Source organism: Streptococcus sanguinis, assembly GCF_019929145.1.
Taxonomy (GTDB): Bacteria; Bacillota; Bacilli; order Lactobacillales; family Streptococcaceae; genus Streptococcus; species Streptococcus sanguinis_U.
In genome coordinates this window covers 333,609-345,693 of record NZ_JAHZOW010000002.1, presented here as the reverse complement: position 1 = coordinate 345,693, position 12,085 = coordinate 333,609, and the positions used below count along the sequence as shown (strand labels likewise).

General features: G+C 45.2%; 12 protein-coding genes. 3 read left to right on the top strand and 9 right to left on the bottom strand.

All coding sequences use genetic code 11. The annotated features are described in order from the left end of the window. Positions 1 to 383: 383 nt before the first annotated feature. The 5 genes from K1I94_RS07395 to rsmH form a co-directional block, all read right to left on the bottom strand. A complete protein-coding gene (locus K1I94_RS07395) occupies positions 384 to 1,727 on the bottom strand; it encodes a DEAD/DEAH box helicase (protein WP_223314923.1) in 1,344 nt (447 codons plus the stop codon). 104 nt (positions 1,728 to 1,831) lie between these two features. Then, the gene (gene mraY, locus K1I94_RS07390; RefSeq protein WP_223314922.1) at positions 1,832 to 2,815 is read right to left on the bottom strand and encodes a phospho-N-acetylmuramoyl-pentapeptide-transferase; all 984 of its coding nucleotides are present in this window, start codon (positions 2,813 to 2,815) and stop codon (positions 1,832 to 1,834) included. A 1-nt stretch (position 2,816) separates the two neighbouring features. Beyond that, complete coding sequence (gene pbp2x, locus K1I94_RS07385) at positions 2,817 to 5,105, bottom strand: penicillin-binding protein PBP2X (RefSeq protein ID WP_223314921.1); 2,289 nt, start codon at positions 5,103 to 5,105, stop codon at positions 2,817 to 2,819. Further along, complete coding sequence (ftsL, locus tag K1I94_RS07380) at positions 5,095 to 5,418, bottom strand: cell division protein FtsL (RefSeq protein ID WP_002893529.1); 324 nt, start codon at positions 5,416 to 5,418, stop codon at positions 5,095 to 5,097. The genes pbp2x and ftsL overlap by 11 nt, the downstream gene beginning before the upstream one ends. A gap of 7 nt (positions 5,419 to 5,425) precedes the next feature. After that, positions 5,426 to 6,376, bottom strand: coding sequence for a 16S rRNA (cytosine(1402)-N(4))-methyltransferase RsmH (gene rsmH, locus K1I94_RS07375; protein ID WP_223314920.1), 951 nt, complete (start codon positions 6,374 to 6,376; stop codon positions 5,426 to 5,428). Between the two features lie 200 nt (positions 6,377 to 6,576). On the opposite strand from rsmH, the gene K1I94_RS07370 reads away from it, so the two are divergent. From K1I94_RS07370 to K1I94_RS07360, 3 genes are read left to right on the top strand one after another with little or no spacing between them, the layout of a single operon-like run. Next, positions 6,577 to 6,792 (top strand): helix-turn-helix transcriptional regulator, encoded by a 216-nt coding sequence (locus K1I94_RS07370; RefSeq protein ID WP_002901315.1) that lies wholly within the window; start codon positions 6,577 to 6,579, stop codon positions 6,790 to 6,792. 47 nt (positions 6,793 to 6,839) lie between these two features. After that, the gene (locus K1I94_RS07365) at positions 6,840 to 7,382 is read left to right on the top strand and encodes a DUF3278 domain-containing protein (RefSeq protein WP_124765598.1); all 543 of its coding nucleotides are present in this window, start codon (positions 6,840 to 6,842) and stop codon (positions 7,380 to 7,382) included. Then, the gene (locus K1I94_RS07360; protein WP_223314919.1) at positions 7,379 to 7,555 is read left to right on the top strand and encodes a hypothetical protein; all 177 of its coding nucleotides are present in this window, start codon (positions 7,379 to 7,381) and stop codon (positions 7,553 to 7,555) included. The genes K1I94_RS07365 and K1I94_RS07360 overlap by 4 nt, the downstream gene beginning before the upstream one ends. A 57-nt stretch (positions 7,556 to 7,612) precedes the next feature. Here the strand turns inward: K1I94_RS07360 and K1I94_RS07355 are convergent, their stop codons facing one another. The 4 genes from K1I94_RS07355 to K1I94_RS07340 all read right to left on the bottom strand — a co-directional run bounded on the left by K1I94_RS07355 (position 7,613) and on the right by K1I94_RS07340 (position 11,811). Further along, complete coding sequence (locus tag K1I94_RS07355; protein ID WP_002916326.1) at positions 7,613 to 7,870, bottom strand: DUF896 family protein; 258 nt, start codon at positions 7,868 to 7,870, stop codon at positions 7,613 to 7,615. Between the two features lie 22 nt (positions 7,871 to 7,892). Next, positions 7,893 to 9,932, bottom strand: a complete 2,040-nt coding sequence (glyS, locus tag K1I94_RS07350) for a glycine--tRNA ligase subunit beta (RefSeq protein WP_223314918.1) — start codon at positions 9,930 to 9,932, stop codon at positions 7,893 to 7,895. Between the two features lie 2 nt (positions 9,933 to 9,934). Further along, entirely contained in the window at positions 9,935 to 10,852 is a 918-nt protein-coding gene (glyQ, locus tag K1I94_RS07345) for a glycine--tRNA ligase subunit alpha (RefSeq protein ID WP_125408127.1), read from the bottom strand. Between the two features lie 197 nt (positions 10,853 to 11,049). Continuing rightward, positions 11,050 to 11,811, bottom strand: a complete 762-nt coding sequence (locus K1I94_RS07340) for an elongation factor Tu (protein WP_223314917.1) — start codon at positions 11,809 to 11,811, stop codon at positions 11,050 to 11,052. Between the last annotated feature and the right edge of the window lie 274 nt (positions 11,812 to 12,085).

Below are 12,085 nucleotides of genomic sequence, written 5' to 3'. Positions count from 1 at the left end.
TAGAATTCCAAGAGTGGTTGCGTTATCGCATTAAAAATGTTAGAGAAAAACTGCCCTATGGCATTAAATACATTTACAATTATTTGCAACAATTTCACAAGTAAATTTGGTATTAAAAGAACCATTGTAACCACTATTATTACTTCCTTTTCTTGATAATGAAATATTTTAACATAATTCTGGAACAAAACAAAGAATTTGCTTCGCTTTTACTGTCTTTTAGCAGTCAAAACATGAGTAGCTAGTGCAAATCTCGTGTTCCTAAATATCAAATAAGCCACACTAAGCCCAATATAAAAATAGACTAGTTTCACTAGTCTATCATATCTATCTCATAAAGACTAATATATTTTTCTTATCACAGCGATAAGAAAAGTATATCACTAAAAGGTTTGGCGCTTAGCCTTACGTTCTGCCCGGCCACGTGCACGATTCTCTGCTCGCTTGGTCTTGCGGCGCTTTTCGTTAACAGCCCACTGGATTTTTTTCTTGTAGCCTGGTTTGATTTTTTTCTTTTTCTTCTTGACCAGCCCCAGCATTTCCGTATCCAGCTTCTCCCGGCTCTTTTCCCGATTGGTCCGACGGTCTCGGTCGTAGGTATCCTGGAACTCGTCATCCTTTATCATCTTGGGAATGAACTTAATCCCCATCTTTTCCAACTCCCGAATATCTGAGTCGTCACTCGGCTGGTAGAGAGTAATGGCTGTGCCGAGAAGACCATTACGGCCGGTCCGGCCTACCCGATGGACAAAGAAAGACAAGTCCTGAGGAATGGCATCGTTGATAACATGGCTGACACCTTCGATATCAATCCCCCGCGCTGCCAAATCAGTAGCGACAATATACTCAAAATCCAGATTCTTGACCTGATTCATGATGCGCTTGCGCTCCCGCGGAGCAATATCTCCATGAATTTTAGCAACTTTGAGCCCTTGAGCTGTCAGATAGCTGTGTAGCTCATCTGCCCTCGTCTTGGTATTGACAAAAATCATGGCCAGATAAGGCTGCAGAAGCTGACTGATTTGATAAATCTGGGCATTCTTGTCTCGTCCCTTGGTTGACAGGAGCCAGTTTTCAATGGTGTCCGCAATGACCGTCTTGGTCTTAATCTGCTCAATGACTGGATTAGACAGATATTTTTTCAAAAAAGGCTGAAGCTTCTGTGGAATGGTCGCTGAAAAAACGAGAAACTGCAGATCTTTAGGCAACCGGCCTGCAATCTTATCAACCGTCGCCAAAAAGCCCATGTCCAGTGTCATATCTGCCTCGTCAACGACAAAGGTCTTGGCCTTGTGAATAGCCAAATCGCCAGACTCTACCAAGTCATAAATCCGACCAGGCGTTCCGATGACGATATGAGGCTGACTGGACTCTAACTTTCCAATCTGACGAGCCTTGTCTGTCCCACCGACATAGTTGGCCACCCGAATCTCTTTTTCAGAAAAGCTAGCCAACTGACGAGCAGCCTGATAAATCTGCGCTGCCAGCTCCCGACTTGGGGCTGTAATGACAGCCTGCACACTGTCTGCTTCCTCATCCAGCATTTGAAAGATCGGCAGCAAAAACGTGTGGGTCTTCCCAGAGCCTGTCTTGGACTCACCGACCAAATCCCGACCTGACAATACCACTGGAATCAGCTTCTCTTGGACTGGAGTCGCTTCAACGAAGTTCAAATCCCTGAGCGCTTCCTGAATATAATCTTTAAACTTAAATTCTGTAAATTTCATCTTGTCCTCTATTCTATTATCCTAACTATTATACCAAAAAATTGACCATCCTGCTTATCCTCAAATCTAAGAAGCAAAAAAGCGAGCCAGAGACTCGCTTCTTGCTATAGATATAAGATAGCTAGGGTCAAAAGACTGCCCACGATACCGATTCCCCAGAAGAAGAAATCGACCTTCCACTCGCTCCACTCCTTGCCGTGGCCAGTTAGGCCTCCCAACTCAAAGTGGTGATGAACCGGGGTCATCCGGAAAATCCGCTTGCCGCCGGTCAGCTTGAAGTAAGTCACCTGCATCATGACCGAGGTCGTTTCAAACACATAGACGATACCAATCAAGAGCAGGGTCCACTCTTGATGAAGGGAAATGGAGATAGCAGCCAGCATACCGCCCAAAGCCAAGCTTCCTACATCTCCCATGAAGATTTTAGCAGGCTTATGGTTGAAAACAAAGAAGCCTAGCAAGCCGCCAATCATACTGATGATGACAATCAAAATATCAAAACGCTTCTGCTCAACAGCAATTACAGCATAGGCCACCAAGCTAATGACCACTGAGATACTGGCCAAACCATCAATTCCATCCGTCAGATTGACAGCATTGGAGAAGCCAATCAGCCAAAAAAGGACGAAAAAGACATAGAGGAAGCCTATCTGGACAGGAACGGTGAAGATATTCAGCTGGTCGCCAACCCCGTGCTGATTGTAAAAGAAGTAAAAGACAACTCCGCCAACCAGCTGCAAAAACAGTTTCTGCTTGGGATTTAACCCCTCGTTGATCTTACGAAACACCTTAAGGAAATCATCCAAAAAGCCGACAACGCCATACAGGACCAAGATAAAAAGAATCATGATGAGGCCATTGGACAGCTGATGCGAAAACAGACCGATAACAAAGCTGGCCAAAACAGATGTCAGGAGAAAGACTGTGCCACCCATGGTTGGCGTTCCGGCCTTGGCCTGATGCTGCTTGACATCTTCGTGCATCTGTTGGCCTGTGATACGAGCCTTATGGTAAAAACGAATAAAGGCAGGAATGCCGATGATAGTTAGGATAAAAGTTACGATTCCTGCAATAAGAGCAATAAGCATATTAGTCTCCCATTGTAATTGTTATTTTCTTGAGATTTTTCAGCGAAGTATTGGTCTTTTCGCTCTGCTTGACGACCTTGGAGCCCTCTCCTTTGAAAGTGACTTCAATGTCCTGCCACTTCGCAAAACGTTCGACATTGGCCTTGGTCCAGCCGTACATATCAGGCAGACTGTCTAAATCATCTGACAAGATCAAAACCTGCTGGTTGGCCTTGAGATTTTTGCCCTCTTTGACAGATACTTTTTTAATCTTGCCACCTGTTCCCAGCACAATTGGTTGGACGAGGTTGCGGCGCAATTCATCTGCCAAGCCGCCAGGACTGACTTGATGTTTCAGACCTAGTTGCTTAGTCAGATCTTCCAGTGATGGCATTTTATAGCTGGTTTCTTCAGTGACTGTTTCAAGAGCTGGAGTCGCTTCTGTCGTCAGATTAAGGCTGTCTTTGAGAGCGACTGCTTCTTCCAAGACCGGATTGACCACTTCCTGCCAGAATATAGGCTGGAATTTTTCTTCAGGCTGCTGAACTGTCACATACATGATAAATTCCGGATTTTCTGCCGGGGTCATGGCAACAACTGAATAGATATAGTCGTTCTCGCCCTCTAGATAACCATTTTCAGAAGCGATCTGAGCGGTCCCTGACTTGACAGCGACATTCTGACCGGCCACTTGAATGACGGGTTCTCCACCGACATTCAGGGTTCCTTTGTAGGGGTCTGTTCCGACCTGAACCATATAATCCCGAGTGGTTTGAGCTGCTTTTTCTGAGACAGGATTTCCGATAATTTCTGTCGCTGTCTTACGAGCTGTATTAGTTTTAGGATCATGGATAGCATTGATAAACTTAGGCTCAACCATGACACCGTCATTGGCTACAGATGAGAAGGCACGAAGCATCTGCACTTGGGTCACACCAATCCCTTGACCGAAGGAGCTCATGGCAATCGTAACATAGTTATCACCTGGCAAGGAACCATAGGTTTCATTGCCCATCCCAAAGCGAGTCGGCAGACCAAACTTAAACTTACTCAAGTAGTCCAGCCACTTGTCATTGCCCATCTTCTGCTCCAGAATAGTCATACCGACGTTACTGGAATAGGTAAATCCTTGGGCAAAGGTCAGGGTTTCCCCTTCTGAAATCCCCATGTTGACGTTCCAGTCCCGAATGGTCGCATCCATGACTTTGTATTCTCTACTGTCATAGGTATCGTTAGGATTAAAGCTGCCATTATCAATAGCTGAAGCTAGAGTCATAACTTTCATAGTAGATCCAGGCTCGTACTGACCTTGATAGAGCATGGTGTTCCAGTTGCCCAGATTTTTCTCATTCAAGCCTTCCTTGGTATCTGCATTATAGGTCGGTCGTTGAGAAGTGGCTAGGATTTCGCCGGTCTTGGCACTGACCAAGGTTGCATTGACAAACTTACCTTTGACTTTTTCCTGAAAAGCATTCATCCGCGTTTCTAGGTAGGTTTGCAAATCAGCCGACAGCGTTGTATAGACGTCCTTGCCATCCTCTGCCTGGACAGAGACTTTTTCTGACCCAGGCACAACATTACCGTTTCGGTCTTTTTCGTAGGTCACAATCCCATTCTGACCGGCAAGAATCCTATCCAGAGCCTGCTCCATGCCAGAAGTCCCTTTCAGCGTCTTATTGCCTTCCTTATCCTCCTGCAGCTGGGCAAGACCGATAAACTGGGAGGCAAAGACACCGTTACTATAACTGCGGTTGGGACTAGTAGTAAAGTCAATTCCTTCAATACCAGCAGCTTCAAAGGCTTCCCGCATAGCATTCATATTACTGTAGGTAATGCCATTGCCCTGTGCCCCGAAGGAAACCTGCTTGAGATTTTTCTGCGACAGCTGGGTTTTGACATAGTCCTTATCCAGTTCTAGGTACTGATTGAAAATCTCTGCCACCTTATCATACTGGGATTCTTCTACGTAGAGAATCTTGCCGGTAGCTGACTTGTAACTCTTGTCAATGATAGCATAGACATTATAAGTCGTGGCATCCTCTGCAATGGGAACTCCATTTCGGTCATAAATCGTTCCCCGCCGGGCAGCGACTGTGACTGTCTTTTGATGGACCACTTCTGCACCCTTTGATAGATTAACCCCGAACTTCTGGTCCGTCCCGATAATGATGGCAAAATTAATCAAGAAAACGAAAAAGAGAAAGATAGCTAAGATGCTCATGCTCTTTCCCACTTGCCGCCGATTGTATTCAGGGGTTTGCCTATTTTTCAGGGCGTATTTTTTAATTCTTTCAAAAATTCTATTCTTCATCCGTTGAACTCACTGTTTTACGATTTCCCTTCTGGAGTTTCATATCCTGAGAGCTGGCCAGCTGGGACAGCCTTTCATAGCGGGTCAGTTCATTGACTTCCTGCTTGATGTCGGCTAGCTCTGTCTGCTCCGCTTCAATCTGGGTATTAACTTCTGTCAAATCCCGGTCCACCTGCAATAGCTTGGTCTGCATAAAGACGATGCTGACCGCTAAAATAATGGCAGTCAAAACGATAGATCCGTAAAAGGCCTTCTCAACTCGGGAAAATTTTCTCATCTGATCTTGAAGCGGGTTTGGTCTTTTTTCTGACATTTCTTCCTCACTTGTGTATCTTACGGGCCACGCGCAGCTTAGCGGAATGAGCCCGATTATTGCTTTCTAATTCTTCTTTGCTTGGTAAAATTGGTTTGCGGCTGACCAGCTCCAGCTTAGGCTGCAGTTCATCAGGGATGAAGGGCAGGCCCTTAGGAACATCCACTGTCGAAGCCTCCTTGAAAAGCTGCTTGGTCAGGCGGTCTTCCAGCGAATGAAAAGTAATGACCGCAATCCGGCCGTCCACCGCCAGCAGATCAATGGCCTGCTGAATAGACTCATCCGCCGCTCCCAGCTCATCATTGACCTCAATCCGAATGGCCTGAAAAATCTGCTTGGCTGGGTGCCCTTTCTTCTTTAGCTCCTTAGCTGGCTTGGCTGACTTGATAATTTCAGCCAGTTCTGTTGTTGTTTCAATAGGCTTGATACTTCTAGCCTGCTCAATCTTGCGAGCAATCTGCTTAGAAAACTTATCTTCGCCGTATTTAAAAAAGATTCGTACTAAATCCTGATAGCTATAATGATTGACAACCTCAAAAGCTGTCAAGGCTGCCTCGCGGTTCATGCGCATATCCAAAGGCGCATCCTGTTTATAGGAAAAACCACGCTCACGCTGATCCAGCTGAGGGCTGGAAACGCCTAAATCATAACAAATCCCATCAATTTCTTCCACACCGGCTTCTTGCAAACGGCTCTTGAGGTGGCGGAAATTGTCCTTGATAAAGGTCACCATCCCCCGCTCTATATAAGGAGCCAAGCGCTTTTTAGCATTGTCAATAGCTATCTGGTCCTGATCAAAAGCATAGAGATGCCCCTCATCTCCGAGCTGGCTCAAAAGATATTCGCTGTGACCAGCACCGCCAAGGGTCGCATCGACATAGATGCCGTCAGGCTTAACTGCCAGCTGGTCAACCGTTTCATGAAGAAGAACCGTAATGTGATGAAATTCGTTTGTCATATCTTACTTATTATATCACATTCAAAAGCAAAAAAAAATTTAAAAGAAAAAGTAAGCGGATGAAATCCTTTTTTAAATTTTTTGTCAGATATACTTGACACTTTTTCCAAAAAGTATTATACTAGCATAAAATAAAAGTCAAATATAACTGACAAACTTGCTGAAAGTTATCAGTTATAGTATTAGAAAGGAAGGGTGTAATGAATCGTGTCAAAGAATTTCGAAAAGAAAAAAAGATGTCTCAGCTAGAGTTGGCCAAATCTATCGGGGTATCGCGGCAAACTATCAATATGATTGAAAACAACAAATACAACCCCACCCTCGAGCTCTGTATCAATCTGGCTAGAGCGCTGGATACTGACCTCAACGCCCTCTTTTGGGATTCCCAGCTGACAGATGAAGATTCAGAGGACTAAGAATTTTTCCCTGTAGCAAATTTCATACCTAAAGAAAGGAAATAAACATGAAAAAAGAAACATTCTCAGACAAGATGATCAAACGATTTTACGGTATTACTGGACCATTGGACGAGCAAAAGCGCCAACAGGCTGAGCACTTAGGAAATATAGGCTTCATCTGGCTTTTCTTTATTCTGATTTTTGGCAATGCCATCGCCTTTCCCCTAGCCTTTCGCTGGCCCAAAATTATCGCTGTTGCCTATCCTATCCTGCTGGAAATCCTTATCCTCGGCTTCTGTGTCTATATAGTCATTCAAGCGCGGCGCAAAGGAATTGATGACCTAGAGCTAGGACTTCAGGATGAAAAAGAAGAAAAAGCTATGAAACATGCTGGTCTCAAAGCAGGTTTCTCCTATTGGCTGCTCTTTTACCCTCTCTTCGGCATCATGATAGCTGTCATGGAAAAGAAAGATATCCTACAAGTTCTGCTTCAGCCTAAACTCATTATAACTGGATTAGCTGCTGGTCTTGGATTTGGACTGATGATGCATTTTATTGCGAAAGGAAAGATTCGCCAAGCACAAAAAAAGGAGGAAGAAGATCTATGAGACTCAATCTCAAAGAAAAAATGGATCTAGGGATTCTGTCCCTCATTACTGCCATCGCTGCTTATTTCTTTTTCCGTATTACAGAGCCTTGGATTTTCTGGCTGGATGTAGCAATCATCGTTAGCTGCATCTATGTAGCCCTCCGCATTTTGAAAAAACGTAAACAAGAATAAAAGAACCCCTCGACAGGAACTTTCTAGCTTCCTAGCGAGGGATTTTTTTATATTTACTTAAGACTCTGGGTCATCCAGACTGCGGCCATGAAGACCTTTCTCGCGCTGAACTTGACGTAATTTTTCAGGCGTCACATCATTGCCATCCTCGTCGACAATCTTGATGCCTTCGATGTGATGACGAACAGAGCGACGGTAGCCCTCGATATACTCTTCACGAAGCTTGGCTTGTTCCACTTTTTCCTCAGCAGTTAAGCCTTCCGTTTTTTTCTTTTTAGCCAGTTCATTGATACGTTCAATTTTTTTAGGATCCATGATTCTACCTCTCTCTTACCTTTTATTTGGTATTAATCTGATTAAACTGAGCCATTTGTCCCGCTTTGGCTGTCAAAGAAGACAGGAGAGCTAGACGGTTGTTACGCACAGCCTCATCTTCAGCCATGACCATGGTATGGTCAAAGAAAGCATCGATAACTGGACTGAGGGCAAAGAGTTGGTCCAAATTGGTAGCTAAGTCAGATGTCAGCTCCACTTTTTCAATAGCTGCAGCCAAGTCTTTTTCCTCTTGATTTTCAAAGAGTGCTGAATTGACAGCTGTCTGCCCTTGGGCTTTCTCAGCAAGATTGAATACCCGCGACAGGCTTTCCACTGCCGACTTAAAGTTGTCTTCCTGAGCTTTTTCTGCTAGGAGCGCAGCTGTTTCTACCAAATCGCGTACGACAAAGTTAGTGCTTTGAAGAACAGCCGTCACGATGTCTTTCGGAATGCCGCGATTCATCATTTTCTCAACGCGGGCACGGAAGAAGTCTAGCACAGCCTCTTGATTGTCATAGCTTAGACTATCAAACTTGAGTTCGTAAAGTCGAGCAAGAAGCTGAGCCAAGTCAATGTTCCAGCCGAACTTGTCCAAGATACGCACAACGCCCTGAGTTGCACGGCGTAGTGCATACGGGTCATTGGAACCGCTCGGAATCAAGCCAACTGAGAAGAAGGACAGAATGGTGTCCAGCTTATCAGCAAGAGCCAAGACCGCTCCGACCTTGGTATCAGGTAATTCACCATCGGCTGAAGTCGGCATATAGTGCTCCCGAATGGCAGCTGCCACCGCAGCATTCTCCCCAGCCAGCAGAGCATACTTCTCACCCATGATACCTTGCAGCTCATCAAACTCACCAACCATGCCAGTCAGCAGGTCAAACTTATAAATAGCTGCTGCACGAGCCAAGTCGGCTGTCTCATCAGCATCCAATCCTGCCTCTTTTGCCAAGAGAGCAGCAATCTTGCCAGTCCGCTCCATGTGCTCTGCCAGAGAGCCAATCTTTTCGTGGAAGGTCACATTGCTCAGCTTTTCAACCAAGTCGGCAATAGCCAGTTTTTGGTCTTCCCGCCAGAAGAATTCCCCATCTTCCAGACGAGCCACCAAGACTTTCTCATTTCCCTTGATGACATTTTCTAAGTGCTCTGCATTTCCGTTGCGGACAGAGATAAAGTGTGGCAAAAGCTTGCCTTCAGCATCTCGCACAACAAAATAACGCTGGTGCTCTTTCATAGAAGTGACCAAGACTTCCTCAGGCACCTCTAAGTATTTAGCATCAAAATTACCCAAGAAAGCAGTTGGATATTCTACCAGATTCAACACTTCATTGAGCAAGTCTTCGTCAATCTCGATAGAAACACCGTGCTCCTCTTCCAGTGCTCGAATCTGCTCGACAATCATATCTCCCCGCTCAAGAGGACTGGCAATGACAAACTGAGTCCGTAGATCGTCTTCATAGGAATCTGCTGAAGCAATCTCCGTCTCTTTGCCCAAGAAGCGATGTCCACGGCTCGTACGGCCGCTCTTGATATCCAAGAAATCCAAATCAAAGGCCTGCTCATCTAGGAGCACAGTCAAGGTGTGGACTGGGCGGATGTATTCAAAGGTATTGTTGGCCCAGTGCATGCTGACAGGGAAGGTCAGAGCTTGCAGAACTTCCGTTACTGCTGGGATGATTTCTTCTACCGGACGGCCGATTTCTTCCTTGGTCACATAGACGTATTCTTCGCCCTTAATTTCGCGGAAAGTAATGTCCTCAACCGTCAAGCCCTTGCCACGGACAAAGCCTTCTGCAGCCTTGGTAAAGTTGCCATCTGCGTCCAGGGCAATTTTCTTAGAAGGGCCTTTGAAATCTTCTGTCAGATCAGACTGCTTATCCGCCAAGCCAACCACGCGCACCGCCAGACGACGCGGTGTGGAGAACATTTCAATTTTCTCAAAGGTCAGACGATGGTCTGTCAGGAAGCCTCCCATCTTGTCGCGCAGCTGCTTCATGCTCGGTGTCACGACATAGGCTGGCATTTCCTCCAAGCCTAATTCAACTAATAAATTTTTTACCATGATCATTCTCCCTCCTCTGCCAAGAGTTTCTCGCGAGTCTCTGCATCCAAAAGTGGGTAGCCTAGACGCTTGCGCTCAGCCACAAAGGTCTTGGCCACGACACGAGCCAGATTGCGAATGCGAGCGATATAGCCTGCTCGCTCTGTCACGGATACAGCTCCACGCGCATCCAAGAGGTTAAAGGTATGCGAGCATTTGAGAACATAGTCATAGGCCGGGTGCACCAGATGCTCGTCCAGACAGCGCTTGGCTTCTGCTTCAAACTTTTCAAAATTCCCCAGGAGCAAGTCTTGGTCGCTGACCTCAAAGCTGTACTTGGAATGTTCATACTCAGGATGCGTGAAAATTTCGCCGTACTTAACGCCATCAGCCCACTCAATGTCGTAGACAGAGTCCACTTCTTGGATATAAGAAGCTAGGCGCTCCAGACCATAAGTCACCTCAGCAGTCACCGGCTGAGTTGGCAGACCTCCGACCTGCTGGAAGTAAGTGAACTGAGTGATTTCCATACCATCCAGCCAGACTTCCCATCCCAAACCAGCTGAGCCAGTTGACGGGTTTTCCCAGTTATCCTCAACAAAGCGGATGTCGTGCTCCAGCGGATTAATCCCCAAGAGCTCCAAAGACTGCAAGTAAAGTTCTTGGATATTGCTTGGAGATGGCTTCATGACCACCTGAAATTGATGGTGCTGGTAAAGACGGTTGGGATTTTCCCCATAGCGCCCATCTGCTGGCCGGCGAGACGGCTCTACATAGGCCGCGTTCCAAGGCTCTGGCCCAATTGCCCGCAGGAAAGTATAGGGACTCATCGTTCCCGCCCCCTTCTCATTATCATAAGCCTGCATGAGCATACAGCCCTGATCATTCCAGAACTGCTGTAAAGTCAAAATTATTTCTTGAAATGTTAATTTTTTAGGCATTTTTTACTCCTTTAGTTTCTTGAGATTCTTGCGAAGCGTTCAAAAAGGAACGATTATTTCCCTTTTGAAAAACTAGTACATCGCCTAGACAAACCGCCCATAGCGGTTGTCGTTAGTCAATCGAACCTTTAGATTCGCAATTGACTTTGGCGAGGTGAAAGGTAAGTTTCTTAGACATTTGTTACTCCTTAATTTGTTTATATTTCTTTGTCTATTATTTTCTGTTCTATGAACCAATCCAACAAGGGAAGTGTTTTATTTGTATTTGTCCAACGATGATAAGAATCAAAGACCGCTTGCACGCTGCCTAGATTTTCTACTAGCTTGTCGACGGTCAAAAAACTGCGCCAGTATTGGTAAAAAATACTAGCATAATTCCCTTGATAAGTCGAAGTACCGAAATCATTCAATGAGTGCCAACCGTGCTTTTTCTGAAAGAGCTCAACAAGAGACTGATTACAAGCTTTTTCCACTCGAAATTCCTCATCTGTAAAGAAATACTTGCGGCTAATATACTCAACCATCCCTTCTTCAAACCAGATATAGGCACCGTATCCATCAAAGTCATCTAAAAAATGCTCCGACCAATGAGCCAACTCATGTCCAACAATCTGCAAGAGAGAATTTTCAGACAAAGACTGATAGTGGTTTGCTATTGCTTGAGTTTGGTGAGAGGTCTCGTAATTCTCTAACTGAAGGAGATACAAATCTTTCCAAATCGTCAATTCTGGAGTCATAACCATCCGCCTATCATTTGTATAGGCCGGTACAGGAATTTCCCGAATGATCTGCGTAGCAGAACCAAAATCGGACCAAATGATGGCTTGCGGCAAGTCATAAACCGCAAACTCGTCTTTTAAAAAAGCTAGATAATCCTGCAACTTTACGGCATTCTTTTCGACGAAATCTCGAAAAGCTGCTAATTGGTTCTCGTCTTTTACAAGGTAAAGGTTCTCCACGAATCTCCTTTCTTTCGAACAATAGACTCAGTACGCAAAAGAACCACATCCGACAGTCCTAGGCTCTTCAACCTAGGGGCGTCAAGACGCGGTTCCACCCTAATTTATTACTTCATTACTTTAAAAATTATAACCGAAAGCGCCATCTGCACTGCTTCCCTATCCGGCTCACACTATCCCGAACTCGCTAAAAAGTAGACAATGAGAATTCTTTCTAAAAAAGATTATAGCAGAAAATAGGGCCAATGTAAAATACTTATCGAAAAATCCCTCA

Excerpts from the sequence above, each read along its gene's own strand:
- ftsL (WP_002893529.1), bottom strand. The coding sequence starts at position 5,418 with ATGTCAGAAAAAAGACCAAACCCGCTTCAAGATCAGATGAGAAAATTT.
- K1I94_RS07360 (WP_223314919.1), top strand. The coding sequence starts at position 7,379 with ATGAGACTCAATCTCAAAGAAAAAATGGATCTAGGGATTCTGTCCCTC.
- glyS (WP_223314918.1), bottom strand. The coding sequence starts at position 9,932 with ATGGTAAAAAATTTATTAGTTGAATTAGGCTTGGAGGAAATGCCAGCC.
- pbp2x (WP_223314921.1), bottom strand. The coding sequence starts at position 5,105 with ATGAAGAATAGAATTTTTGAAAGAATTAAAAAATACGCCCTGAAAAAT.
- K1I94_RS07370 (WP_002901315.1), top strand. The coding sequence starts at position 6,577 with ATGAATCGTGTCAAAGAATTTCGAAAAGAAAAAAAGATGTCTCAGCTA.
- rsmH (WP_223314920.1), bottom strand. The coding sequence starts at position 6,376 with ATGACAAACGAATTTCATCACATTACGGTTCTTCTTCATGAAACGGTT.
- K1I94_RS07395 (WP_223314923.1), bottom strand. The coding sequence starts at position 1,727 with ATGAAATTTACAGAATTTAAGTTTAAAGATTATATTCAGGAAGCGCTC.
- glyQ (WP_125408127.1), bottom strand. The coding sequence starts at position 10,852 with ATGCCTAAAAAATTAACATTTCAAGAAATAATTTTGACTTTACAGCAG.
- K1I94_RS07355 (WP_002916326.1), bottom strand. The coding sequence starts at position 7,870 with ATGGATCCTAAAAAAATTGAACGTATCAATGAACTGGCTAAAAAGAAA.
- mraY (WP_223314922.1), bottom strand. The coding sequence starts at position 2,815 with ATGCTTATTGCTCTTATTGCAGGAATCGTAACTTTTATCCTAACTATC.
- K1I94_RS07365 (WP_124765598.1), top strand. The coding sequence starts at position 6,840 with ATGAAAAAAGAAACATTCTCAGACAAGATGATCAAACGATTTTACGGT.